Genomic DNA, 25,369 nt, shown 5'->3' with positions numbered 1-25,369 from the left:
ATAGGAATCAAATTATGATTTATCGTTTGCATATTCCGTAGGGGACATGCCGAATTGTTTGGAGAAAACTCTTCCAAAGTGAGTCTGAGAGCTATATCCGACCAATTCGGAAATCTCATATATTTTCAAATCATTCTGTTTCAATAGCTCAGCGCCCTTTTTTAAACGGGAAATATTGATCAGTTCGTTGGGACTCAGGTTGGAAATAGACTTGATTTTTCTATACAGAGTGGGCCTGCTCATGTTCATGTGGTTGGCCAGGTATTCTACATCCAATTCAGGGTTGCTAATGTCTTTATCAATAATGTATTGAATCTTTTCCAGGAATTGCTCATCCGCTTTGGAATGGGCAATTCCTTTAAGGTGCAGCAGTGGTGAGCTCGAAAAATAAGCTTTGATTTTATTCCTGTTGGCGATCAGACTGGAGATTTGTACTTGCAGGAATTCCGGTGAGAACGGTTTTTCTACATAGACATCGGCTCCCAGTTCCAGGCCTTGTATTTTGGAATCCAGGGTATCTTTTGCAGTCAGCAGAATTAAAGGAATGTGGCTGAATTCAATGCTGGATTTTAGCCTTTTACAGAACTCAAAGCCATCCATTTCTGGCATCATGACATCAGAAATGATCAAATGAACAGTTGCTGTCTCGAGTACTGCGAGGGCTTCCATGCCGTTCATGGCGGTCAGAACCTGATATTTTTCAGTCAGGTCATCGGCGATGAATTCTAAGATTTCTTCGTTATCGTCTACGAGTAAGATCGTTATCTCTTTTTCCATTTTCCGTCTAAGTTAAATCCCATTGCCTGATGAATGGGGAGTACGATTACAAATACATTGCCCTCCGGGCCACTTTCCTCCAGGCATAGCGAGCCTTGATGGAGCTCTGCGAGCGATCTTGATATGGAAAGTCCGATACCAGTTCCTCTTTGCATTTCTGTTTCTCTGGCCCTGAAAAAAGGTTCAAAGATTTTATTCTTTATTTCCGGGGCAATCTTTGGTCCATCACTAAATACCCGAATACTGAACTGATCTTGTTCCGGGTTTATGCTAAGTACGATTTTCACTTTCGATTTACCATATTTTAAGGCATTATCTACTAAGTTACTCATGATTTTGTACAATGCTTCAGTATCCACATAAGCAAAAAAATGAGGGGAGGGGAGTTGGGTTTCAAAGCTGATCTTTTTACTTTCAGCAGCATCCTGAAACTGCAGCTTGATGTCTTCGATAAGTGTGGAGATGTCGACTTTTACAAAGTTTAAAGAATAGCCCTGAACCTCGGTTTTTCTGAAGTCCAGCAGCTGATTGGTGAGTTCCAGTAGGCGGTCTGTATTTCGGTTCATGGTTTTCAAATTCTTTTCAATGGCGGGTATCTCTTTTGAAAGTTTCATGATCTTTTCCATTGGCCCTTTGATCAAGGTGAGTGGGGTTCGGATTTCATGCGCTACATTGGTGAAAAATTCTATTTTGGCCTGGTAGATTTCCTTTTCTTTTTGATGTTCAAAAAGCTTCATCCGTCTTTTGTTTTTAAGGTCCGTTCTCTTATGATACTCCAGGATGATGGCGCTGAGCAAGCCCAGGAATAAAATTGAATACAGGACATAGGCCAATGAGGTTTTCCAGAATGGGAGTAATACAATAATGCGTAATTTAACGTTGTTATTACTCCATTCCTTACTGCCCTTAATCATGGCCTTGGCTTCAAATATATAGGTTCCCGGGGCTAGCTTTGTGAAGTATACCTTTCTATTGGTTTTTAAGTATTCCCAGCTATTGTATAGGCCAGTCATCTTGTAGGCGTATTCTGTGGTAACAGGAGAGGCGTAGCTGAGTGCGGCAAAGTCTATGCTAAAGGAGGATTGGTTGTGCTTCAGGGTAATCTCATTGGTGTAAGTAACAGATTTAGTTAGGATCTTATCTAGTTCTGGGTCAGTACTATCTGTATTGTCGATCTGGAATCCGGTTAGAAAAACCGGGGCTGTTTTGGCGGTCGTATTCAGGTGTTCCGGTAAGAAACTCACCATGCCTTTTAGGCTGCCAAAATACATTCTGCCATCTGCATCTTTGAAAGAAGAGTTGTAATTAAACTGATCTGTGAGCAGGCCATCGGCCTTGGTGTATATCTTTACTTCTGCGGTCTGGGGATCAAAGCGAAATAATCCGCGGGTACTGCTGATCCACAATTTATGGTGCTGATCTTCCTGAATTCTGAAGAGGAAATTACTTGGGAGTCCATGGTTGGTCTGGTAAGATTTGAAGGTTGATTTTTTTTTATCCAGCAAGGATAAGCCCCCACCATCTGTCACTATCCAGATGTTCTTTTGACTGTCCTCGAATATTCCGTTGATGGTGTTGTTGCTCAGGCTGTTTTTATCGTCCTGTTCGTGTTTGAAATTGGTATAGCCTTTTTCGCCTAATCTGAAACGAAGCAGTCCTTTATCATAGGTTCCAGCCCATATATAACCCTCACTGTCTTCTATTATATTGTTGAAGAAATAAAATGGGATGTCAGGGATGGCATCAAAATCATCTTTTTTACGGTTATATTTATAGAGCCCTACGGTAGTGGCCAGCAGGATATCTCCTGTTTTGGTTTTAAACAGGCTCAATACGAAACTGGATCGCAGGGAACTGTTTTTTCCTGCTTCATAGTGTTTGACCACCAGGCCGGTATTGATGTTCATCACATCCAGGCCTTGCTCAAAGGTGCCGATCCATAGTTTATCGCCATCCGGCAGCAAACCATGAATATTGGAATGGGCAATGGTCTCCTTATTTCCCGTAGGAAAATAGGAGGTAAAGCGGCCTGTTTTTGGATCCAGTTTATTTAAACCAGCATCTTCAGTACCAATCCAGAAATTGCCGTTTTTATCCTTGCAAATTTCGCGTACATCGCTGCCACTAATGGCGTTGGCCTGCTGCTCCGGGAAGTATTTGCTGAAGATGGAGGAAGAAGGGGCGTAGTAATTTGTTCCGCCAAAATAGGTGCCCACCCACATGCCTCCATCTCTGTCTTTGCAGACCGAGTAAATGGCATTGTCTGAAATCGTATAGAGATTGCTGTATTTTTTTTGCTGGTGGGTAATGCTGCCGTTTTGATGGTTATAAATGTATAATCCGGATTCGGTACCGATCCAAAACTCATCATCATTTCTGGCCTGCATATCCCTGACATAAATGTTTGTTTTGTCTTTATTCTGGGTAATGATATCTTTTAGCTCATTGGTTTTGGGGTTGAACAACTTGATTCCCTGGCTGCTGGAGCCCAGCAGTAGCTGATGGTCTTTGGTCTCTGTAAATACTGGAATCCATCCAATATTCACAGCACCCTTTTTATTCATTTGGTACTGGGTTTTAAAAGAATTGCGCTGGGTATCATATAGGCCAATTTTGCCATCAGGACTCGTGATGAGGACCTCTCCGTTGGAGCGGCAATAAATAGAACCGACCTCAAAAGAGTCGTCCACCTTGATGGCTGAAAACTCTTTTTTCGCTGGATTATAGCGATAAACTTTGCTGTTGGAAAGTAACCATAGGTAGCCTTTATTGTCGCTATGTATGCTGCGGATGCCGATATGCAGGGTTTCCTTTATTGCGCTGAAGGTTTCCTTCTCCGGGTTGTACTTATACAGACCAAGATCAGTACCTACCCAGAGGCCTAAAGTTTTATCACTGAATAAGGAGTAAATTTTATCGTTTCCCAGGCTGGTTGGGTCGGCAGGCTCATGGCGATAGGTTTTGAAGGAATAGCCGTCGAATCTATTTAAGCCATCCTTTGTTCCAAACCACATGAATCCTTTATCATCTTGAACACCGGCAAATACACTGTTGTTGGACAGTCCGTTTTCTACCTGATAGTGTTTAAAATAATAGGGTTGCGCGTTTAATATTTTCGCGAATAGCAGCAAAAAAATGAAGGTGGTTATTCTCAATGTAGTTTGGCTCGTTCATCAAATATAGCATTGCTTTTAGGATGTACTAGAGATTGAGACAAAATGCTGAAATTTTGATTAAAACTGGCTATGGGATTGGGAAAAGGATTTAGCGCTGTTGGCTATTGTGTCGGATGGCTATTCTCTAATCCAGCTAAGGAAAGAGAAAGCCATAAAGGGAGTGGTGTAAATGTTCAGAGTATTAAATCCCAGATGATATGAAGTAGAATTGCAGCTATTATCCCCGACCTGATGCGCACATAGCCCAGGATGAATGCGCTAAGCAGGTGGCTGATGTTTGATTTTAAATTGGTTAGCTCCAGTTCTTTAGCGTTAAAGAAATGAGAAATTGCAAATAGGAAAGCACTGATGTAGAAAACAATTCCAAAATGTTTCTGCAAGAAACGTTCAAGCGGAGCACTGAATTTTTTTGTTGTTAAATAAAATATGGGAGAAGCGGCGAGGGCGATCAAGGCGGAAAGGAGCAGGCCTTCGCTTTCCAGCAGCATATTCCTGAAATAAAGCTTTTTGATGAGGATGAACAGGAAGCCGGTCAGGGAGATGGAAAGATACCAGGGATTGAATTTAGTCAGTGATAAGCGATAAACGATTTCTTCAAATACACCAGCAAAAAGAGCAACAAAAATAGATGTATGGATTAAGGTGTGATTTAGTATTTTGGGATCTGGATTCCCGAATAAAAGCAGCAGCAGCAGTCCCATGGCGATCACCAGAATTACTTTAAGGATAAAGATGTACAGGGCGATGAGTGATTTTTGAAGCAGGCGGCGTTCCGTATTGTCGAGCGCAGGTGCTAAAAGAAAATCAAAGAAATCTTTCCATGTTTGTAGGATATTCATTTCAAATGATTTAAGGCGTTAGTTTATATCTAAAGTACAGTTTAAAATCAAATGCTGCTCATCTTGTAAATTATTGCAGGACGTAATTCATTTTCTTTCTTAAACCCATAAAATTGCTTATAATTTTTAATAGTTCCGGAAATTGATACCAGGCATGGAACTCTGGTTTATTAAGGGCTTTATTACTATAAGCAATCCCAGGATATGGAACCCAGGTATGGAAAACTTTGAGACAAAATGTTGAAGTCATGAAATAAAATGTTGAAATTTTAACCTCGAAATTTGAGCTTCCAAAAAGGACTAAAAATCGTTTTAGGGATTGGTTTTGAATGCTAAAACGAAATAGTTTTCTCAATATGTCCTAATACTCGTGTAAAATTTATCTATACCGACTGTGATTGAATTGTTTTTTTGAATATGTTTACTTCGGGGCAGTTCAGCTGTGAGCTGGAGTCAATTAATCTTATTCTTATGAAGCAATGAAAAAACATGTACTTTTTGTAGAAGATGAAAGGGATCTTGGTAATGTGGTGAAGCAGTATTTGGAGCTGGTAGGATTTCAAGTGACCTGGTGTTTAAATGCCCAAGATGCGCTGAATATCTACCAAACCACAAAATTTCATATATTGATCCTTGATATTCAACTGGCAGATTATGATGGTTTTGAATTGGTAGAAAAGATTAAATCACTGAATAAGCATCAGAGTTTTATTTTTGTTACGGCGAGAAATGAAAAGAATGACAGGCTCCGAGGTTTAAAAATTGGTGCTGACGATTACATTGTAAAGCCTTTTGATATTGATGAGCTGGTGCTCAGGATCAAAAACATCTTAAAAAGGAATGAGCCGCTTGAGCTGACTGAAGCGCTGGTGTCAACTATAAATGAAACTGAGCTGGCTATTGGAGATTTAACTTTTAAAAAGGATTTGTTAAAGTTATTTTTACCTAACCATTCCGTGATTTCATTAACCCTACGCGAAGCCCAGCTGCTAGAATATATGTTTTTACATCAGAACCGCATTTTAAAGAGGGCGGATATTCTGCTGGAACTCTGGGGCGAGAATGATTATTTTCTGGGTAGAAGTCTGGATGTATTCATTTCCAGGTTACGTAAGGCTTTAAATCATTCTTCGGAGGTGAGTATCCAGAACGTATATGGTGTGGGTTATATATTCAGTATTGCTGAACTCTCCAAAAAGTAAAGCGGTTATTTCTCTTTTTCTATGGGCATGGTAATACAAAAGGTACTGTGCTGATCTGGCTCACTGCTTAAATTTAATTCCCAGTTGTGCGCTGCTACGGTTTGTTTCACATAGAATAGACCTAAACCTAATCCACGGGTCTTCAGTCCATTTTTACCACGGTAAAATTTGTCGAATATGGATTTGATGAGTTTTCTATTCATACCTACTCCATTATCTCTGATGCATAGTGTTAAATTTTGGCCATGGGGTATCAGTTCCAGCTTAATTTCTTTAGGGTCTTTGGTGTTATATTTCAGGGCATTGTCGAAAATATTATAAAGCATGGTCGTCAGTAAAAATCGATTCAATAATACCAAAGCATGAATACCTTCAAAGTTATAGCTGATGTTTACATTTTCGGTGATTTTAAGTTTATAGTCGTTGATGAGCTCTTCTAAAAGAGAAGCCATGTTGTACAGCTCTTTCTCTACCTCATTCTTATTCATCTGGCTAATGTCTAGCGCTTGGTTAACTAGCGTTTGAAGCCGCTGAGTTTGCCTTTTAATGACTTCTGTAAGGGAATAGACTTTGGCTGGGTCAGCGATAATTTCCTTATTCTGGATACTGGAGTTGGCGACTAAAATCGTAGCGATAGGCGTATTAAATTCATGAGTAATGCTATTTAGAAAATCAGTCTTCATATCTGCCAGTTTCTTTTGTCTCAACCAATTTCTAAACGTAAAGTAGTAGATACTGATGACGAGTAAAATAAAGGAGATGGAGAGCAATAGGGTGAAGGACATCGATTTCAGGATGATCATTTTCCTATTGTCGTAATCTACATGGATCGCAAAGCCCATGTAATAGCTTCTTGGTGTTGGAGAACTGACCATTAAGCCTGCGGTATGATTTTGGTTTGTAGGATTTTTAAGGTTACCATCTATGGCAATTCCATACTTATTTTGAATGTTTGGATCCAGATAAGCCAGCTTTTCTTTTTCTGGTTTGTACAAGGAAATGTACTTGACACCATTAAAGGTAATGGCGAGGTCGTTCATGACCAATAGATATTTTAAATCCCGGTCCAGGTCATCCTTTTTCAGCATCGCTGTAAAGACACTATCCATATTGCTGTTTAAACGGAGGTGCCGGACGATACTGTCGCAAACCCGCTCTTTAAGTCTTGTAAAAGCAGCAGGATCATGGTCATAAGTATCTTCCATCGCCTCCATATTCCTATAAATAATGGAATCTACAATCTTCTGTCCTCCAGGATACAACTTGTCATTACGAACAACTTCTTTATAGCTATTCTCAATGCTCCTACTTTCCTTTAAGATATACTGTTTGTCTTTTAATTTATAGGTCGTATAAATCAGATTGAATTGTAGATAGGAAAGGATGACGAGGCTAATCAGCGCAATTATCTTGTGAGTTCCAGGGGATGCTTGTATTTTGTTAAGGGTCATTGACGCTAAAATAATCGTTTTATCACAACAAATTGTTTTAAAATCAACATTAACATTTCATTAAGTTTTCCTTAACAACTTCAAGATGTGGCAAAGCCTATTTTTATTGAAATGTTTTTATTTAAAGATTTTCCTAAAACCTTTTAACAGTATCTAGGAGAAGAAAATGAAGCAATTAATGACCAATTTAATAACAAACTAAGAACTAATTAACCAAATTTGTATGGACCTATTAAAATTGCCCAGGAAGGCAGCACCAGTGCTTTTCCTAGTTGCCGCATTATGTTCCAGCTGTGAAAAGCAGGACTATCCAAAAACCGAACTATTTACCTGGAAGGCGAAGGTAGATGTGACCTCAAAAGGTAAGCTGAGTGTAAACATAGAAAACAGAGATGGGATTGATAGCGGGGAAGGCTCGAAGAAAGTAGTGGATGACGATGTCAATTCGAAATTCTTAATCTTTTCTTATGCGCCTAATTTCTACATGCAGCTGGAGTTTCCTCAAGCTCAGCAAGTGGCTTCTTACTCACTAACCTCTGGAGGGGATGCTCCTTTGAGAGATCCAAAGAACTGGACATTTAACGGATCTAACGACGGCAGCACCTGGACGGTATTGGATACCAGGACAGATGAAGCCTTTGCTGGACGTGTACAAACCAGATTCTTCAATTTCAAAAACCTTAACGCGTACAAGTATTACCGCATTAGTATTACTTCAATTGGCGCTGGCGATTTATTTCAGCTGGGTGAATGGAGAGTGATAGAAGTTCCCGAAGATCAACAGTAAAAAGATCAAAAACCAACCAACAAATTAGATACAATCAAATTGATTATGAGAAAAAAATTACGAATGTTAATTGGAAGAGAGCTGCTATCGAGGGATATTGCCCTTCGGGTGCTGGCCTTTTCTGTAGCTGCAGGAACTTGCAGCACTGCCTCAGCATCGGTGCCTGCAGTTAAAGCAGATACGTTTGTCACCACAGCAAAGCCAAACGCGGACATTACGATCCGTGGTATTATAAAGGATGAAAAAGGATTGCCTTTACCGGGTGCTGGTATTAGGGTTAAAGGAACCACCACTACTGCTGCTGCAGATGTGAATGGTGCTTTTACCATCAGCATACCGAATGAAAATGCGGTTTTAATTGTCAGTTATGTAAGTTATGAAACTCAGGAAGTTGCTGTCGGAAAACAAACAGCTTTAACTATTGAGATGAAACCAAAAGGTGGCGAGGATTTGAAAGAGATCGCTATTGTAGGTTTTGGTACACAGAAGAAAGAAAGTCTGGTAGGAGCACAATCGTCGGTAAGTGTAGACGATTTAAAGCAGCCGGTATCCAGCTTAAGTCAGATGTTGGCTGGACGTATTCCTGGTGTGATTAACGTGAGCAGAAACGGAGAACCTGGAGCTACAGGTTCAGATATTTTTATCCGTGGTATTACTTCACAATCGGCTGGCGATAGAAGTCCTTTGATTATCATAGATGGTGTTCCTGGTAGAAACCTGAATGACATTAGTGTTTATGATGTAGAGAACTTTACTGTGCTTAAAGATGCTGCAGCGACTGCGGTATATGGTATTCGTGGTGCAAACGGGGTAATCCTGATCAATACTAAACAAGGTAAAACTGGCGTACCAAAGATCTCTGTAGATTTTTATCAGGGGATCAGCAAGTTTACTCGGAAGCCCCAGCTGATTGATGGTGTCGATTATATGAACCTGGCTAACGAGGCAAAATATACGGAATACCTGAGAGGTGGTGCAGCGGGAGCCTTTAATCCTGTCTTCAGTTTAGATGCGATTCAAAAGACAGCAAATGGTTCAGATCCAATCCTGTATCCAAATGTAAATTGGTTTGATGCCATTTATAATGATTTTGGACAAAACAGAACGGCTACTGCCAATTTATCTGGTGGGGTGAGCAATGCGAGATACTATGTGTCTTTAGGTTATTATGGTGAAAGCGGATTGTTTAAAACCAGTGATGCAGACAATAAGAAAATCAACCAAAGTTATGACCGTTTTAATGTCAGCACCAATTTAAACTGGGACATTACGGGGACCACCAAGATGGATCTGGGCGTAAAAGGGGTGTTATCACAAACTAACTTCCCAAGTAACTTTAATGCACAGGATATTTTTAGTCAGGCTTTCCTGATCAATCCAACTTCATTTCCAATCTTATATCCAAACGGAAGCTTGCCAGGAATTAGTCCACAGGCCGATCAGCGTAACCCTTATGGTGACATCACCAGAAATGGATACCGCATTGGATATACTACTCAGCTGTATTCCAACCTTCGTTTAACGCAGGATTTAAAAGCGATTACCCCTGGTTTGTCTATGACAGGAATGTTCTCATTCGATGTTAAAAACGATAACCGCATCAACAGGATAAAAAGAGAATCCTTGTACAGAATTAACCCTAATGATCCTTACAATACCCCTAACGACCCAAGTTCAGGTTATAAATATGGCTTGGTATTACAAGGGCAGGACTTCTTAAACTATGCCAATACAAATAGTGGAGACAAGAAAGTTTATGCTGAAATAGGGATCAATTACAACCGTACTTTCGGTAAACATGCCGTAAGTGGTTTGGTACTTTACAATCAGAATGACAACAGTAACCCATTTGCCGGTAATTTAACACTTTCTATACCTTACAGGTTACAGGGTGTGGCTACACGTGCTACGTATGCTTATGATAACAAGTATTTTGCAGAGTTTAACCTGGGTTATAATGGTTCAGAGAATTTTGCGCCAAGTAAACGTTATGGTGCATTTCCAGCATTTGGTGTAGGATGGTTGGTTTCTAATGAGCCTTTCTTTGAGAAGTTGAAAAATACTTTCCAGATGGTGAAATTCCGTTATTCTGATGGTATCGTAGGATCCGGAGGGGGTACGGCTAATTATGTAGACAATGAAGCAGATCGTTTCTTCTACCTGACCAAAATCAGCAATACAAATATTCCTGGTTATACTTTCGGGCAGACGGGACAGAATAGCTTTGGCGGTTTAGCGATTACTGCTTATGGAGTGGATGTAACCTGGGCAGAAACGCGCAAGCAGGATTTAGGTTTCGAGTTGAAGACCTTAAATAACAACCTTTCCCTGATTGTAGATGTGTTTAAAGAACACAGAACAGGGACATTTATCAGCCGTGGTGTAGTGCCAAACTATATCGGCCTTGCCAATACCCCACTGGGTAACCTTGGTGAGGTGAAAAATAAAGGTATTGACGGTACGATAGAGTACAATGCTCAGTTCAGCCAGGATTTGTCGATCAATTTCAGAGCGAATTATACTTACAATAAGGATAAAGTGATTGAAAATGACCAGGCACCTAAAGCTTATCCATGGATGGAGCAAAGAGGATATAATATCTTAGCAGCGACCCGTTTTGGGTTTATTGCAGAGAAATTGTTCGATAGCCAGGCAGAGATTGATGCCAGTCCGAAACAATTTGGCACCCTAATGCCAGGTGATATTAAGTACAAGGATTTAAATGGTGATGGTGAAATCAATGATTTCGATAAGACGATCATCGGAAGAGGTGATATACCAATGACCACTTATGGTTTTGGTTTCTCTGTAAGCTATAAGAATTTTGATTTTGGTGCCTTTTTCCAAGGACAAAGCAATGCGGATATGTTAATTGACATTCCTTCATTTGCTAACTCTGGAGGACAAGGGAATATGCTGGCCGTGGCTACAGACCGTTGGACGGTAGCGAACCCAAGTCAGAATGTTACTTATCCTAGATTATCTTATAACACGAACAACAACAACTATCAGTCGAGCACTTGGTGGAAACGTGATGTGAGCTTCCTGAGATTGAAAAATGTTGATTTGGGTTACACCCTTAAAGAAGGCATTAAGTCCATCGGTGTGAAACGTCTAAGAATTTATGCAACGGGTTATAACGTGTATACTTTCAGCAAGTTTAAGTTATGGGATCCAGAACTGTTAACCAGTAATGGTACCCGTTATCCGCTGACTTCAAATTATTCCCTGGGTTTCACCGCTAATTTTTAAACATAATGAAAAGAATATTTATATATACAACAGCCTTTCTGCTAATTGCCGGAAATTATGGTTGTAAGAAATTTTTAGACCAGGTACCTGATGACCGATTGACTTTTACGCAGGCTTTTGAAAAGAAAGCGACTGTAGAGCAGGCCCTGGCAAATGTGTATTCGACCTTGCCTAACCAGAATTCGGATCGTTTTCCAAGTCAGTCAGGTAATATTGGTCCATGGACAGCCGCTTCTGATGAAGCAGATTATACATTGGCCAATTTCTCTGAAAACGTGAATACCGGGGCATGGGATGCCACAAGGGGAGAAGTAAATTACCATTGGCAGAATTTCTACAAAGGGATACAAGCTGCCAGTACCTTCATGGCGAATGTAAACAGATGTACAGATTGTAACCTTGGGGGAATTGATTTTGTGGGTCGTTATTACAACGAGGCAAGAGCGCTAAGGGCGATTTATTACTATTACTTAGTACGTCAATACGGTCCGGTAATCTTATTGGGTAATGAACCTATTGCTTCTGATTCGCCGTTGGCTGAGATCAGCAAACCTCGTAATTCATTTGATGAATGTATCGACTATATTGTGGCTGAGCTGGATGCGGCAACTGCAGGTCTTCCACCTATCCCTCAATCATCTGAAGATTATGGACACATCAATGGATCAGTTGCTCAGGCTTATAAAATAAAAGCATTGCTAAGTGCAGCAAGACCTTTGTTTAATGGCAATACTGATTATGCCAATCTAAAAAATCAAGATGGTAAACAATTGATCAGTCAGACCAATAGTCCAGCTAAATGGACAAGGCTGGCTACTGCTGCCAGAGAATTCCTAAACAATGCAAATTTCTCAGGTTACAGTTTATATGCAGTGAGCAGCACGCCTACTGGGCTTCCAAACACGGCATTCAATAGGGCTTTCCTGGCCACCAGAGATGTATTTTTGAATGGCTGGAATTCTGAAATGATCTTTGGAAGAGCAGGGGATGTGACCAGTTACCAATATTCATTAGCACCGAATCATAATGGGGCTTCTGGTGGTGATAAAGGTGGTTCATTCCTGTCTGTTTCTCAGCAAATGGTGGATGCGTTTTTTACTGTAAATGGTTTGTCTATTAACAACGACCCAAGTTATAGTTCAACAGGTTTCTCTAACTATCAGGCACCAGATCCGAATGACCAGAATGCGGTTCGCTCGATCAGCAATATGTATGTGAATCGTGAGCCGCGTTTTTATGCGAATATCACGTATACAGGCCGTAAATGGATTAATCCACAGTCGAACATCATTACCGATTTCACGAATACGGGGAATGCTGGTAAAGCGGGTATTGCCAATTCCGATTATACTAAAACAGGTTATACTTCAAGAAAACACCTGACGGTAGCAGGTTGGACTACCAGTCGTACGTTGTTCTCGATGATTCGTTTGGCAGAAATCTACCTGGATTATGCAGAGGCATTGCAGGAGTCTGATCCTACCAATCCTGACCTGTTACTTTACCTGAACAGAATCCGTGAACGTGCAGGTATTCCAAAATATGGTGCAGGCGGACTGCCTGTACCTGCCGATATGAGAGCAGCGATCGCTAAAGAAAGAAGGGTAGAACTTGCTTTTGAGCTGGACCGTTACTTCTATACCAGAGAATGGAAAATCGCAGAAACTACTGATAATATTATCCGTGGACTAGACATTACGAAGAATAGCCCAGCATTTTATACGGTGGTCACTACAGAAAACAGAGTATTCCAAAAAAGACATTATTTGTGGCCTATCCCAAATGGTGAAATACAGAAAGTACCCCAAATTGTACAAAACACAGGTTGGTAAATGAAGGCAGTATTAACATCGGGCGGGGCATGATCGTCCGGTGTTATTTATTGCCTGTTAAATTAGATTTATGAAGAAAACAGTATATATAGTAACGCTTTTAGCCGGTTTTAGTGTTGGATGTAATTCCAAAAAAGAAATCATAAAGCCAATTCCGCCAGCTCCTCCAATTGTAGAAGTTCAGGATCCGCCAGGTGCACCGCCTAAAACATGGAAAGAACATTGGTTTGACCATGTTCAGGTACTGAACCGGGTATATTATGATAACAGTGTTGCTGTGTATTATGATGGTGATGTGAAAGGAAGCATTACCTGGCCATTTAAATATATGGCTGAGGCTTGGGATTATACCAAGAAAACCTATGGGAATTTTGGTGATGATGGTCGTTTATTCGTGATTTATCATGCAGGGAAATATGGTGGCGGACATCCTTCAACTTATATGGATGCCAGCCATGATTATCGCAATGTGACCGATTGTGGATCCGGTGATTTCAATGCATGGATGTCGGGTAAAGAGAATGATATTGACATTTCTACACATGAGATCGGCCATATTGTTGAAGGTGCTGTAAAAGGAGTGAAAGGTTCACCGGCATGGGATATATGGCATGATAGTAAATGGATGGAAATCTACCAATACGATGTCTATCTGGGTTTAAACAGACCTGATGATGCGAAGCGCTGGTATAACCTGATGATGAATACCACTGATACTTATCCTAGAGCCGGAACAAAATGGTTTAAAGACTGGTTCTTCCCAATTTATGATCAGTTCGGTAAAACGCGCGTATTAAATGCCTTTTTTACCAAGTTATCGGAGCATTTTCCAAAACACCAGATTGTAGTTAACGGGAAACAATATATGGAGTACGACCGTAAAATGAACTTCGGTGAATTTGTCCATTTCTGGAGCGGAGCGGCGGGCGCCAATCTTGAAAACCAGGCTATGATCGCCTTTGGAGATAAAGATGAAAAGGGAAATGATTGGAAAGCCCAATTGGTAAAGGCTAAAATTGATTTTCCAGGTATTACCTATTAATAAACTAAGGCAATCTTTTTAAGGTTGCTTTTTTCATGCTATAACACACACAAATAAACTATTGATATGCTAAAATTTTCATGCCTTATGGCCCCTCTTTTTTGCGTGCTGGTGGCGCATTCATCCTGTAGTAAAGGAACAGCAGCACAAAATAATACCACAGATCTTACCTCAACAGTTAAAGAGCAGGATGTAACTGCATCAGGTACACTTACGGTAAGCAGGGAGAATACTTCAGGTGCCAATGGAAAAGAAGGTTCCTCGAAATTGGTAGACAATATCACTACGACGAAGTTCCTGACTTATTCTTTCGATGCTGCTTCCTATATGCAGCTGTCTTTTCCAAAAGAACAAGTGGTGGCCGCATATACGCTTACTTCTGGAGATGATGCTCAGGAAAGAGATCCCCGAGACTGGAAAATAACGGCGTCAAATGATGGCACAAACTGGGTTCAGCTGGATGCAAGAGAATATGAAGCTTTTGGTTTTAGAACCCAGACTAAGCGGTTTAACTTTAAAAATACAAAAGGCTATAAGCATTACCGTTTGAATGTGAGCGGGGTTTCTCAAAACAGGACAGGTGCAAACGTATTGTTTCAGCTTGGGGAATGGCGTTTATTAGAGGTTCCAGAAAAGGAACAAACCCTTACTCCAGCATCAGCGACCGTAGAAACGATCAAAGAAGGGAAATATACGCTTACCTATGTAGACCGAAATACAGATGTATTGCCATCGGTTAAAGCAGGACTGATTGATGCTTTCAAAAAGAACTATGGTAAATCCGTGGATACCTATAATCCAAATGCGCTGACCAGTATTACCTTTATTATGGATCCTGATTACAAGGGCGTTGCTGCAACCTATGGTGGTGGTGTAGTGCGTTATGACCCTGCTTATTTTAAAGCCAATCCTTTGGATTTAGATGTAGCCACTCATGAGATGATGCACATCGTGCAGGCTTATTCTGGTGGTGCACCAGGATGGGTTACAGAAGGTTTAGCAGATTACGAACGTAACCGTATTGGCCTCAGCAACGCTACAGCTAAATGGAGCTTACCGAATTATCAGGCCGGACAAAATTATACGGATGCTTATAGAATCACCGCGCGTTTCTTTGTTTGGCTGGAGATCAGAAACCCTGGACTTATGGTTAAACTGAATACTGCGGCACGTACCAATACTTATAATAATGGTGCTTTTTGGCAATCAGAAACCGGTAAAAATGTAGATCAGCTTTGGAGCGATTACACACAAAATCCTATTTTATAATTTAAATTATACCTTCCGCTGGATTCACAGTGGAAGGTTTACTACTTTATTGAGAGATTGATCGTACTTTAGGTGTTAGAAAAGAATGATTGGCTCCTGTCCCTGTTCTTTAATAGATCATATGATGAGAAAAGTCCCGATATTAATACTGCTGTTATCCCTTAGTTTTTTATTTCCAATGGTGTTTCTTGCCGGATGTAATCCTTTTCCTAAAAAGGATACTCATCCGGAAGTGCCTTTCCTAGCTGATCTTTTAAAAGACGGCACTAAGTTTCAACAAATGGTCGGCACTGACCACCTTTCTGAACTGGCTTTCCTAAAGGACGACAGGATATTATTGAAGCCTGATCATAGCGATCTACCTTTTAAAATTATAGACCTTTCTGGAAAGGTGCTCATGGAGCAGCGTTTTGATTGGAAACTGCCATTTTACATGGATCAGTTAGGAAACCTATACTTCAATCAGGAAAAATACGAGTATCCAGATTATAAAAAGCATGGGCCGTTTAAAGCAGTGGTTTTTAAAGACAGTATTGATAAAAAGTCTGAGGTACTCGGTTCCAAATTTGCCGACAGTGTAAAGTTTAAAATGCTGGATGATTATGAAGTTAAATTACTGCAGCCGTATGGATTGAAGCCTTGTGAGTATCAGATCGTCAACAGAGAAAGATGTGATGTTTTTGAAATCAGGAACAACGTTTTGCTGGTCAGGCAGGAGGAACTGTACAAGAATGATTTTGTTAAACTACCGGTGGAGGCAGCGCGCTTCGATGAGGACGTATTGATTCGCTGGCAAAATGGAAGGATGGCTTCTCCTGTTTATCTGGCCTATTATCAGGTTGGTCAGTACAAGTTTAAATGCGATGATATGACTTTACCCAAGCTCATTCAGCTTAAGGGACAGCAATATTTATTCAGCTATGCCACAGGACTTTTTTTAATCAAATAACCTTAGGAAAGGTTTTTTTAGCGGTTTATTTTAGAATCTGTGCTTTAATATAATTGCAGCTTTGTTGGATGGAACCGATCATATCCGCTTTGTCCATGTCTTTAACATGCCACATCACCTATCTTCCAGGATTGGCTTTAAAAAGGTCTTAAGGTTTAAGGCCTTAGTCCTGCATTTTTGCAGAGCTGACCGCGTAGTTCAATCTTTTCGCGATGGTTTATAATCTTCTGCACTAGGTCTCTTATTTGGCGCTATCCATGCAATGGTTAAAGGTGGAAGCTTTATTTTTCTTTTATACACTGGATTTCCTGAAGGCATAGGCCAGGGCAACACTTAACAGCAATACTCCAGTGAAGGTGAGCGCAATGGTCAGCGAAAAATGGTAGGCGATAAATCCTAGCAGTGCTGGTCCGGCGAGCTGGCCTGCGTAGCCCATCGTGCTGATTGCTGGAATGGCCACTGATGCAGGGATCCCTTTAAGTTTACCTCCCTCACTAAAGAACACGGGAACGATGTTTGCAGCGCCTATACCCAAGAGTACAAATCCCAGCAGTGTGGTTGGAATCCATGGCGTTGATACGGCCAGGAATATCCCTAAGGCAGCGATAAGACCACCAGCAACCACTACGGTTTTTCCACTAAAGCGCTCCACAATGCGGTCTCCCAAAAGACGCATGGCTGCCATTGCAATAGAAAAAGTGGCGTATCCAACCCCAGCAAGTTCTGCAGCTACTCCTCTGTTTTCCTTTAAGAAGAGCGCGCTCCAATCCAGCATTGCTCCTTCAGAAAGAAAGACGGCAAAACATGCAGCGCCAAGAAAGATTATGCTTGTACTAAACCAGCCAGATGCTGTTTTCGTTTGGTGTTCCTCAGTTGTGTGGTGTGCTGGTGCTTCAATTTCCTGCTCTTTGGAGAACAATGACTTAAATTTCCAGATCAGGATGATCAAGAGGAGAGTAGAAATTGAAATGGCAGCAGTTAGTGGGTTGAGCCCTGCTTTCATTAATAATCCTAGTCCTAAGGCACCGCATAAGCCACCTACACTGAAAAGGCCATGAAGGGAGGACATAATCGGGCGTCCGTATCGGTTCTGCACATGGATGCCATGCGAATTCATCGCTACATCAATCACTCCAATTCCTCCTCCAAAAATAAAGAGGGCGGCTCCCATCAACCAGGGATTTGGCATCAATAATAAGATGGGAAGGAAGACTGCAGCGACTAGTCCTGAAAACAAAATGACGATTCGGGTTCCATAACGTTTAGAGAGGTATCCGCTGATAGGCATCATTGAAATCGCTCCTGCACCAAAGAATAGGAGCAGTAAGCCAAGGTTGCCATCATCGAGCTGCAGTTTCTCTTTTACGATAGGGACCATGGGTGCCCAGCTGGAAAGCGCAAAGCCGCAGACCAGGAATATATATTGTGTCGCTTTTTTGGCGTCAGTGATGATCTCTTGGTTATTCATGTTGTAAATAAATGCAAAATCTTGCAAATTCGCAAATAATAGCTTATGTTGTCTTTTGACAAAAGGGGACTAATAGGTCATTTCGATCGCATTATAGCTTGCATTTTACAAAACGATTATTATGGGATCAGGATTTTAGGCATCGGGAGGAAAGAATTATATTTGTCGGGAAATGATCAGAGAAAAACGGTTTGAGCATATAATCTCGAGTTTGAAGAACACAGGTGCGGTTACTTATAGCGGAATGTCTATGGATTTATCCGTTTCTGAAGACACCATTCGCAGGGATATAGACTACCTTCATGAGAATGGTCTTTTGTCGAAAGTTAGGGGCGGGGCCATATCACGTGATAAAAATCCGCTTTCTTTTCATGATCGCGCTGATTTTCATGCTACAGAAAAGGAGATCATCGCGTTGAAGGTTCAACCTTTACTAAAGTCTGGAATGACTATATTTATGGATGGTGGTACCACCGTGTGTGCGGTTGCGGAATGTTTAACAGCGAATGCTTCATTAAGGGTAATCACGAATAATATCGCTCTTGTTCCTTTGCTGGGTCGCTTTAAGAATCTTGAGGTAATTGTACTTGGCGGGAATTATGACCGGAACACGCAAACCAATTTAGGGGCTAAAACCTGCGAGGAAGCCGCTGAGTTTGTGGTTGATCTTTACCTGATGGGCACTTGCGCGATTTCTAAGGATTTCGGTATTACTGCTGCAGTAAGAGAGGATGGGGCTGTGAAGAAGGCCATGCTGAAAGGTGCTAAATCTGTGGTAGTGCTCAGCAACAGCAAAAAAATCGGTATCAACGAACCTTTTGTGGTTTGTGAATTACAACGAATTCATGTGCTGGTTACTGAGCTTCCAAGTGATGATTCCAAGCTGGACGAGCTGCGTTTTAAGAACCTGAAGATTATTTAATGATTGCCGTTTTACAGTGCGGCGGTTTTTTCCAGCTTTCTTATTTTTAGATTTTTAAAGGCCACTCCTTTGTTCCAGTCCTGCAAGGCAATACGACCTTTGATTTGCTTACCAAATTCTGGGAAATGCTTGAAACTGCTATTGGCAACGGCGGCTTTCCAGTCGGCAGTACTAAAGTCTTGTTTAGCGGTGACTATCCCATTGAGCATAAATTCAATCTTTCCATGCTGTTGTTTGATGACTGAGTGGTTCCATTCGTCTGAGGACTTCGGCTCTGCTGGATTCAACTGCGGAGAGAAATTGTAGAGACAGCCCGGACGTTTCATAGCCTTAACATAATCCTGATGCTCTTTATCGAGAAGCTGATATTCTGGTCCTGAAGACCAGGCAGTGGATATATCTTCCCGTTCGACTACATTAATGAATACACCACTGTTTCCTTCTTTGGAGATTTTCCAGTCGAATTGGAATTCATAGTTTTCAAACTCCTGATCTGTTACGAGATCTCCGTGTCTGGCGTCTGTACCTGGCAGGCACGTTAATGCTCCATCCTGTGCCACCCAGGAGGAGGAGATTTTTCCTTGATTGTAGACATGCCAGCCATTTAAAGTTTTACCATCGAAGAGTAATTCATATCCTTGCGCCTGCTCCTCCCTGGAGAGTTCATTGTCCTTTAGTTTTGCTGAGCTGCAGGCGGAAATCATCATCGCGGTCAGTGCTGTGGCAGTGAGGAATGCCTTGATTTTTTTCATAAAATTAGTTTATTATTAGTTTGAAATTGGATAGGTTTGAGATCAAAGGTGATGCACTGTAAATCAGTACCTGTAGTGCAATTATATGCAATATTGCTTATAATTGCAATTAGCGATAAGAAGTATGGATGGAGCAATGCAGTTTCCTTTAAAAGTAAATCATAGCGGGCTTAATCAATTTTATTGAAGGAAATTTCAAATGCAGCTATTTGATTTACCCAGTTGCCGAGGATAATCTACCCAGCAGGAAAATTCCTGAAAAACTCGGCTTTTCTATTTTTAGAGCCTACAAAGAGGTAAAAGATGAAAACACGTTGCTGAATATTATTGAATACCGGAAATACTAGCAGCCAATTGAAGTTCTGCTGTAATTGGCTGGTGGAGATTTAAGCTAAAATCATTTTCTTATGGTTTCTACTCCATTCGCTCCAACTGCCTACATACAATTTTGGGATGGGTAAACCTGCATAATCTATTGCTAAAAGCGTGTGACAAGCGGTGACACCAGAGCCGCAATGTACGATCACATTTTCAATATTATAATCTGCCAGCGCTTTTGAATATTTTTCCTTTAGCATTTCAGGAGCTAAAAAAGCACCATGAGCATCTAAGTTCTCCGTAAAAGGAATATTTGTCGCGTTAGGGATATGTCCGGCAATTAAATCTATTGGTTCGGTTAAACCAGCAAAGCGATTTGCATTACGCACATCAATAATAGCGTGGTGTTCCAGCTGGGTTGCAGCCTCGACATCTTCTATTTTGGCCAATGGCAATTGCCAAGCGCTGATTTGATAAGGGGCAATTGGATTTGCTATTGGAACTTCAGCATTCACTGGAAAACCTGCTTTGATTGCCGCAGTATAACCTCCGTTTAAAACCTGAACCTGTTCATGACCAATTGACTTTAGCATCCACCAGAATCTTGCAGCAGCATTGGATCCGTTTTTATCGTCATAAACAATTACATGCGTATCTTTTGCGACCCCGTATTTTCCTAACAACTGTGCAAAATGCTCAAAAGTTGGAAGTGGATGCCGACCACCAATGGCGAAATCTTTAATATCGGCCAGGTCCGTATTTAAATCCAGATAAAAGGCATCCTTTAAGTGCTGCTCATCATATCTGGGTTTCGATCCTGCACTTACATCAAAAAGAAGGAAATCTTTTTTGCCTAAGGTCAGCAATTGCTCAGGTTGTATAATCGATGGTAGTTTCATAGTTTTTTGAAAACATGAATGTAAAGAACCTTACTGAATATTCCAGCTCCATTGATGCTGATGAGAAATAAAAAGGTAATTTAACCAAGGCTTATTATGCCGAAACATTACTTCTGATGAATTGTATTATTAAGAGCGCTTTAAAAAATCACACCTAATATTTAGATTCATCATATGGACCCATTAGTAAAAGAACTCAAAAAATTATTAGCAGGTGGAGGAGCGCATGTGGGATTAAGAGAAGCTACGGCAAATATCCCTTTTGCAGTCCTTGGTGAAAAACCGCATGATTTACCTTATAGTATTTGGCAGTTGGTGGAACATATCAGAATTGCGCAATGGGACATGCTGGCATTTAGCAAAGACGCCCATCATAAATCACCAGAATGGCCAGATAGATATTGGCCAAAAGAAGGAGCTCCGCCAGATGAAAAGAGTTGGGATAAAACGCTGATGCAATATGAAGGCGATTTAAAATCATTTATTGAACTGATCCAGAAGAGAGATTTGTATGAGCCGATTCCTCATGGCACAGGACAAACCCTGCTGCGGGAAGCGCTTCAAATTGCGGACCATACCGCCTACCATATTGCTGAAATTGTAGTCATCCGGCGTTTGCTGGGGCTCTGGAAATAATACAATATTGATCAGTTGTTAAAAGACAGTGTAGTTTTTATTACAGGGGCGGACGGAGGAATTGGGCTTTGTTCAGATTTTAGTGAGCTTAATGGTGAGTACAACGATTGTATTGACCGCTTCAAAAGTGTCCGTGTTTTTTGCTAAGAAACTATCCTGGGTAAAAGTGCAGAAATGGTTTAGGGCAAGTGTGTTAACCGGACTTGCACTAAAAATGGCATTTTCAAAAGCGAAGTAAAATCGATTTTTTCATCTGGATATGACTGCTGCAGATCAGGTAAGGTATACTTTTCAGGATATTTCAATCAACGTAGATTTTTAGAAAAATATACAGCTGTTTTAGCTTTAATTTGAAATCCTATTTATAATTTGCGAATTAATTAAATAAAATATAAATAAATATGGCCTCAGGTATTTTTGCGATTTTGGACGATATAGCTGCTTTAATGGATGATGTTTCAGTTGCAGCGAAAATAGCGACGAAAAAAACTGCAGGAATTTTGGGTGATGATTTGGCGGTCAATGCAGAAAAAGCAACCGGTTTCCTGTCTTCACGTGAGTTACCCGTGCTTTGGGCAATTACCAAAGGCTCCTTACTGAACAAGATTATCATTGTTCCAATTGCCTTATTGTTGAATGCGTTTTTTCCGGTGGCGATTAAATTTATCCTGGTTTTAGGTGGTTTTTATCTTGCTTATGAAGGGGTAGAGAAGATCGTGGAATACCTTTTTCATCGTCCAAAGGAAGGTCATGAAGTAGTCGAAGACATCAAACAAGACGGTAATGAGGCAGAAAAAGCGAAGGTCAAATCTGCGGTAACCACCGATTTCATTCTTTCTGTAGAAATCGTCATTATTGCATTGGGCACCGTATTAAAAGAAGCATTACCAATACAGATCCTGACCGTATCTGTTGTTGCTATATTGGCAACAGTAGGCGTTTACGGAATTGTTGCAGTGATTGTAAGAATGGATGACGTTGGCCATAACTTAATAAATCGTTCCCATAATAAGGGTGTATTTGCTAGTCTGGGGAGAGGTTTGGTGAAGGCATTACCTATAATCATCAGGATTTTAAGTGTGGTTGGAACAATTGCGCTGATCTTGGTTTCTGGTGGCATTTTTGTCCATAATGTTGAATTTTTACATCACTTGCTTTCAGGCTGGCCTTCTATGATTAAAGAGGCACTGATTGGATTGGTTGCCGGATTAATTGTGGTTGCAGTGATCACAGGTACTAAAAAGGTAATTGCTTTTTTTAAGAAATAAGCTCCGGGTTTAGCCGATGAAGCCCTGTTTTCCTGATCGTGCTGTGGAATAGAATTGTGTATTCCACAGCACGATCAGCTCTTATAGTCTTTGTGATTCATTTTCCAATCCGGACTCGCGGCTATCTTTCGCCTTTATTTTACTGTTTCCAAAGCGGTAACTGAAATTTAATCGGATCTGACGGCTTTCACCAGCATAAGTGGTATGCAGTAGCAAATTGTTCAGCTGGGTATCCGTCCTGATTTTATTGGACCAGAATAGGTCAGTAGCTGCCAATCTAAGGGAGGCCTTCTCCTTCATTAAGTTCTTTTGAAAACCAAGATCAATCTGTGAATTTCCCCTGATATAAGTTTTCAAACCGCTTATATTTTTAGAATTGACCACACTGGCCAGCTCTCCTGTAATGCCAGCTGGGAGGTTGAAGGTCTGCTGGACATTGAGGGTGCCTGCAAAACGACTGCGGTTGTAATTCCCATATTCGGCTGTCCCAACTTTATGCTCTAAGCGGTATCCTATGCCTGTTAAGGTGATGTTCCACCATTTTGCCAAGGCCAGTTGCTGTGTTACCGTCAGGTTCAGGTTATTTTGTAAGCCAATATTTCTAGGCACCATATAAATCAGGTTGTCCTGAGAAACTTCTGTAATTGAACTGCTAATGTCACTGGTACGCGCATAACTGGCAGCAACAGTGGTCTTTTTGTGACTATACTGGAGCGCCAGTGTATTGGAGTATTGTGGCTTTAGAAATGGATTCCCTTTCCAATAGGAAAGTTCATCAACCGGGTATGAAAATGGATTAAGGTTATTGTAAGCAGGACGATCTATGCGGCGTGCAAAACTTAGGTTATAAGTGCCGGATTCGATGGTTTTATAAGTAACAGCAGCAGTTGGGAAAGCATCTAGATAATTTCTAACTACTGATGCGGCCAATACGCTGCTGCCTGCTGAGGGTTGTAAATCGCCTTCGGAATGTGTGTTTTCTAACCTTAAGCCAAGATCCAGGTTGAATTGATCCCCAATAGGAGTCTCATATTTTAAGTAACCTGCAGTGATTTGCTCCTTATAATTGAAAGTATTGGATAATTTGATGTGGAGCACCGGAAGCTCCGTGTTCCTATCATACTGATTGAATACATTGTCGGCGTTCACCTCAGAGAATTTTGCGCCGGCCATTACTTTTCCTTTCCCAATTTGGAAGCCATAATCGGCTTTAACTGCGTATAATTTGATGTCTCTACTATTGGCGACCAGAAAATTGTTAGTAGAGAGCAAGGTACCATCCGGAGCATACAAGGAATTGGTGCTCAGATTCTTTGTAGCGGCATCAAAAATTCCATAATCTGCATCTATATCTAGGCTTGTGCCCTTTTTGCCTTTATAACGGTAATTTAAGTTGGCATTGTATCGGTTTGCACGCTGAGCAGGATAGCTGCTCTCGCTTCTAAGCTGCTGTAAAAGCTGATTTGTAACTTGATCGTAGATGTCTGTGGTTGGAATAATTAAACCTCCACCATTAGAAAAATTGGCGTTCATGACGATACCAATTGTTTTTGTAGTATCTATCGTATAATCTGCACCAACTGTGGAACCGATATTGCGGCGTTTATCTATGTCGTGGTTCGCATTTAAATAGATTTTTCCATTGGTGGTTCTATCGTTATCGTAATCCATCGCAAAATGGCCTAAATTATGATTGTAACCACCAAAGACATTCAGTTTTCCCTTGCGGAAGTTGAGGTTTAGATTGGTGTTTTGTTTTAAGCTCCGTCCGTAGGCAAGTCCATTGTTGATACTGCCATTGAAACCTTCAGCTACTGATTTTTGAAGTACAAGATTCACAATACCGCCAGTTCCGGCAGCATCGTATTCTGCAGATGGGTTTTTAATGACCTCTATGGATTTTAAGTCGGAGGCCGACATCGTTTTTAGCAGTTGTGCCAGCTCTTCTGACTGGAGATAAGTTTGTCGGCCATTGATCATCACCAATGCCGCACTAAATCCGTTCAGCGTAATAGAATTGTCCTGATTTACAATAACACCTGGCGTCTTTTTGAGGGCTTCCAATGCGTTGGTCCCCTGTCCGGTGATACTTTTCTCGATGTTATAGATCATTTTCCGGCCATCGATTTTAATCAAAGGTTTATTGCCGGAACTCTGAATTACGACCTCTTTTAAACTGCGCGGATCTGTTTCTATTTTAATCAGTCCTAAATCCATGCTGCCTGATAATTTCAATAGTTCACTTTGGTAAGCAAGTGCTGCTAAGTAGCTAATTGAAAGTAGGTAGGTTCCGGGAACAAGCTCAAAGGAGAAGCTGCCATCTCGATTACTCCATCCTTGCTTGACTAGCTGGCCATTATTGCTGTCGGTTAACAATAATGTTGCGCCATCAATTCCTTCGTTTTTTGTGTTTTTAAGTATGCCTTTTAGAGTGATGCCATTACTGAGCTGTGCGAATGCCTGGGAAAAAAAACAGGCCATAAAAAAGATTAAAAAGCAGGTTTGCTTTAGGTAAGGATGGGTCATGATA

The 25,369-nt window shown here is 40.9% G+C and carries 19 protein-coding genes; 11 read left to right on the top strand and 8 right to left on the bottom strand.

What is annotated here, in order from left to right:
* Nucleotides 1-12 precede the first annotated feature (12 nt).
* The 3 genes from H9X96_RS02125 to H9X96_RS02115 form a co-directional block, all read right to left on the bottom strand.
* Nucleotides 13-777, bottom strand: a complete 765-nt coding sequence (locus H9X96_RS02125; protein ID WP_187664685.1) for a response regulator — start codon at nt 775-777, stop codon at nt 13-15.
* Nucleotides 762-3,908, bottom strand: coding sequence for a two-component regulator propeller domain-containing protein (locus tag H9X96_RS02120; RefSeq protein WP_187664684.1), 3,147 nt, complete (start codon nt 3,906-3,908; stop codon nt 762-764). Before H9X96_RS02120 ends, H9X96_RS02125 begins: the two co-directional genes overlap by 16 nt.
* A gap of 218 nt (nt 3,909-4,126) precedes the next feature.
* Nucleotides 4,127-4,792 carry a type II CAAX prenyl endopeptidase Rce1 family protein gene (locus H9X96_RS02115; protein ID WP_187664683.1) on the bottom strand — a complete coding sequence of 222 codons (666 nt, stop codon included), beginning with the start codon at nt 4,790-4,792 and terminating at the stop codon, nt 4,127-4,129.
* Between the two features lie 479 nt (nt 4,793-5,271).
* Here H9X96_RS02115 and H9X96_RS02110 point away from each other — a divergent pair, with 479 nt between their 5' ends.
* On the top strand, nt 5,272-5,994 hold the full coding sequence (locus H9X96_RS02110; protein WP_187664682.1) for a response regulator transcription factor: 723 nt from the start codon (nt 5,272-5,274) through the stop codon (nt 5,992-5,994).
* 5 nt (nt 5,995-5,999) lie between these two features.
* Here the strand turns inward: H9X96_RS02110 and H9X96_RS02105 are convergent, their stop codons facing one another.
* Nucleotides 6,000-7,445 (bottom strand): sensor histidine kinase KdpD, encoded by a 1,446-nt coding sequence (locus H9X96_RS02105; RefSeq protein WP_187664681.1) that lies wholly within the window; start codon nt 7,443-7,445, stop codon nt 6,000-6,002.
* Nucleotides 7,446-7,668: 223 nt separating this feature from the next.
* On the opposite strand from H9X96_RS02105, the gene H9X96_RS02100 reads away from it, so the two are divergent.
* The 6 genes from H9X96_RS02100 (at nt 7,669) to H9X96_RS02075 (ending at nt 16,576) form a co-directional block, all read left to right on the top strand.
* Nucleotides 7,669-8,232, top strand: coding sequence for an ATP/GTP-binding protein (locus tag H9X96_RS02100; RefSeq protein WP_187664680.1), 564 nt, complete (start codon nt 7,669-7,671; stop codon nt 8,230-8,232).
* Between the two features lie 45 nt (nt 8,233-8,277).
* Nucleotides 8,278-11,484, top strand: coding sequence for a TonB-dependent receptor (locus tag H9X96_RS02095; RefSeq protein WP_187664679.1), 3,207 nt, complete (start codon nt 8,278-8,280; stop codon nt 11,482-11,484).
* Between the two features lie 5 nt (nt 11,485-11,489).
* Complete coding sequence (locus H9X96_RS02090) at nt 11,490-13,316, top strand: RagB/SusD family nutrient uptake outer membrane protein (protein ID WP_187664678.1); 1,827 nt, start codon at nt 11,490-11,492, stop codon at nt 13,314-13,316.
* A 70-nt stretch (nt 13,317-13,386) separates the two neighbouring features.
* A complete protein-coding gene (locus H9X96_RS02085) occupies nt 13,387-14,358 on the top strand; it encodes a hypothetical protein (protein WP_187664677.1) in 972 nt (323 codons plus the stop codon).
* An 87-nt stretch (nt 14,359-14,445) separates the two neighbouring features.
* Nucleotides 14,446-15,627, top strand: coding sequence for a basic secretory protein-like protein (locus H9X96_RS02080; protein ID WP_187664676.1), 1,182 nt, complete (start codon nt 14,446-14,448; stop codon nt 15,625-15,627).
* A gap of 121 nt (nt 15,628-15,748) precedes the next feature.
* Nucleotides 15,749-16,576, top strand: a complete 828-nt coding sequence (locus tag H9X96_RS02075; protein ID WP_187664675.1) for a hypothetical protein — start codon at nt 15,749-15,751, stop codon at nt 16,574-16,576.
* 292 nt (nt 16,577-16,868) lie between these two features.
* Here H9X96_RS02075 and H9X96_RS02070 read toward each other — a convergent pair whose 3' ends face one another.
* Nucleotides 16,869-18,044, bottom strand: coding sequence for an MFS transporter (locus H9X96_RS02070; protein WP_187664674.1), 1,176 nt, complete (start codon nt 18,042-18,044; stop codon nt 16,869-16,871).
* Nucleotides 18,045-18,216: 172 nt separating this feature from the next.
* Between H9X96_RS02070 and H9X96_RS02065 the strand changes: the two genes are divergently transcribed.
* Nucleotides 18,217-18,966 carry a DeoR/GlpR family DNA-binding transcription regulator gene (locus tag H9X96_RS02065; protein WP_187664673.1) on the top strand — a complete coding sequence of 250 codons (750 nt, stop codon included), beginning with the start codon at nt 18,217-18,219 and terminating at the stop codon, nt 18,964-18,966.
* Between the two features lie 11 nt (nt 18,967-18,977).
* Here the strand turns inward: H9X96_RS02065 and H9X96_RS02060 are convergent, their stop codons facing one another.
* On the bottom strand, nt 18,978-19,718 hold the full coding sequence (locus tag H9X96_RS02060; RefSeq protein ID WP_187664672.1) for a DUF1080 domain-containing protein: 741 nt from the start codon (nt 19,716-19,718) through the stop codon (nt 18,978-18,980).
* 386 nt (nt 19,719-20,104) lie between these two features.
* Entirely contained in the window at nt 20,105-20,935 is an 831-nt protein-coding gene (locus H9X96_RS02055; RefSeq protein WP_187664671.1) for a sulfurtransferase, read from the bottom strand.
* Nucleotides 20,936-21,109: 174 nt separating this feature from the next.
* On the opposite strand from H9X96_RS02055, the gene H9X96_RS02050 reads away from it, so the two are divergent.
* The 3 genes from H9X96_RS02050 (at nt 21,110) to H9X96_RS02040 (ending at nt 22,839) form a co-directional block, all read left to right on the top strand.
* Nucleotides 21,110-21,571 carry a DinB family protein gene (locus H9X96_RS02050; RefSeq protein WP_187664670.1) on the top strand — a complete coding sequence of 154 codons (462 nt, stop codon included), beginning with the start codon at nt 21,110-21,112 and terminating at the stop codon, nt 21,569-21,571.
* A 91-nt stretch (nt 21,572-21,662) separates the two neighbouring features.
* Entirely contained in the window at nt 21,663-21,809 is a 147-nt protein-coding gene (locus H9X96_RS02045) for a lysine transporter LysE (protein ID WP_187664669.1), read from the top strand.
* A 163-nt stretch (nt 21,810-21,972) separates the two neighbouring features.
* A complete protein-coding gene (locus H9X96_RS02040) occupies nt 21,973-22,839 on the top strand; it encodes a DUF808 domain-containing protein (RefSeq protein WP_187664668.1) in 867 nt (288 codons plus the stop codon).
* Between the two features lie 81 nt (nt 22,840-22,920).
* Here the strand turns inward: H9X96_RS02040 and H9X96_RS02035 are convergent, their stop codons facing one another.
* Nucleotides 22,921-25,320: an outer membrane beta-barrel protein gene (locus tag H9X96_RS02035; protein ID WP_187664667.1), complete on the bottom strand. Its 2,400-nt coding sequence runs from the start codon at nt 25,318-25,320 to the stop codon at nt 22,921-22,923.
* Nucleotides 25,321-25,369 lie beyond the last annotated feature (49 nt).

Source organism: Pedobacter sp. N36a (assembly GCF_014472395.1).
Classification (GTDB): Bacteria; Bacteroidota; Bacteroidia; order Sphingobacteriales; family Sphingobacteriaceae; genus Pedobacter.
This window is presented reverse-complemented; position numbering and strand designations above follow the sequence as displayed.

Excerpts from the sequence above, each read along its gene's own strand:
- H9X96_RS02085 (WP_187664677.1), top strand. The coding sequence starts at position 13,387 with ATGAAGAAAACAGTATATATAGTAACGCTTTTAGCCGGTTTTAGTGTT.
- H9X96_RS02125 (WP_187664685.1), bottom strand. The coding sequence starts at position 777 with ATGGAAAAAGAGATAACGATCTTACTCGTAGACGATAACGAAGAAATC.
- H9X96_RS02115 (WP_187664683.1), bottom strand. The coding sequence starts at position 4,792 with ATGAATATCCTACAAACATGGAAAGATTTCTTTGATTTTCTTTTAGCA.
- H9X96_RS02070 (WP_187664674.1), bottom strand. The coding sequence starts at position 18,044 with ATGAATAACCAAGAGATCATCACTGACGCCAAAAAAGCGACACAATAT.
- H9X96_RS02100 (WP_187664680.1), top strand. The coding sequence starts at position 7,669 with ATGGACCTATTAAAATTGCCCAGGAAGGCAGCACCAGTGCTTTTCCTA.
- H9X96_RS02045 (WP_187664669.1), top strand. The coding sequence starts at position 21,663 with ATGGTGAGTACAACGATTGTATTGACCGCTTCAAAAGTGTCCGTGTTT.
- H9X96_RS02035 (WP_187664667.1), bottom strand. The coding sequence starts at position 25,320 with ATGGCCTGTTTTTTTTCCCAGGCATTCGCACAGCTCAGTAATGGCATC.
- H9X96_RS02050 (WP_187664670.1), top strand. The coding sequence starts at position 21,110 with ATGGACCCATTAGTAAAAGAACTCAAAAAATTATTAGCAGGTGGAGGA.
- H9X96_RS02055 (WP_187664671.1), bottom strand. The coding sequence starts at position 20,935 with ATGAAACTACCATCGATTATACAACCTGAGCAATTGCTGACCTTAGGC.
- H9X96_RS02075 (WP_187664675.1), top strand. The coding sequence starts at position 15,749 with ATGATGAGAAAAGTCCCGATATTAATACTGCTGTTATCCCTTAGTTTT.
- H9X96_RS02040 (WP_187664668.1), top strand. The coding sequence starts at position 21,973 with ATGGCCTCAGGTATTTTTGCGATTTTGGACGATATAGCTGCTTTAATG.
- H9X96_RS02080 (WP_187664676.1), top strand. The coding sequence starts at position 14,446 with ATGGCCCCTCTTTTTTGCGTGCTGGTGGCGCATTCATCCTGTAGTAAA.
- H9X96_RS02060 (WP_187664672.1), bottom strand. The coding sequence starts at position 19,718 with ATGAAAAAAATCAAGGCATTCCTCACTGCCACAGCACTGACCGCGATG.
- H9X96_RS02105 (WP_187664681.1), bottom strand. The coding sequence starts at position 7,445 with ATGACCCTTAACAAAATACAAGCATCCCCTGGAACTCACAAGATAATT.
- H9X96_RS02110 (WP_187664682.1), top strand. The coding sequence starts at position 5,272 with ATGAAAAAACATGTACTTTTTGTAGAAGATGAAAGGGATCTTGGTAAT.
- H9X96_RS02095 (WP_187664679.1), top strand. The coding sequence starts at position 8,278 with ATGAGAAAAAAATTACGAATGTTAATTGGAAGAGAGCTGCTATCGAGG.
- H9X96_RS02065 (WP_187664673.1), top strand. The coding sequence starts at position 18,217 with ATGATCAGAGAAAAACGGTTTGAGCATATAATCTCGAGTTTGAAGAAC.
- H9X96_RS02090 (WP_187664678.1), top strand. The coding sequence starts at position 11,490 with ATGAAAAGAATATTTATATATACAACAGCCTTTCTGCTAATTGCCGGA.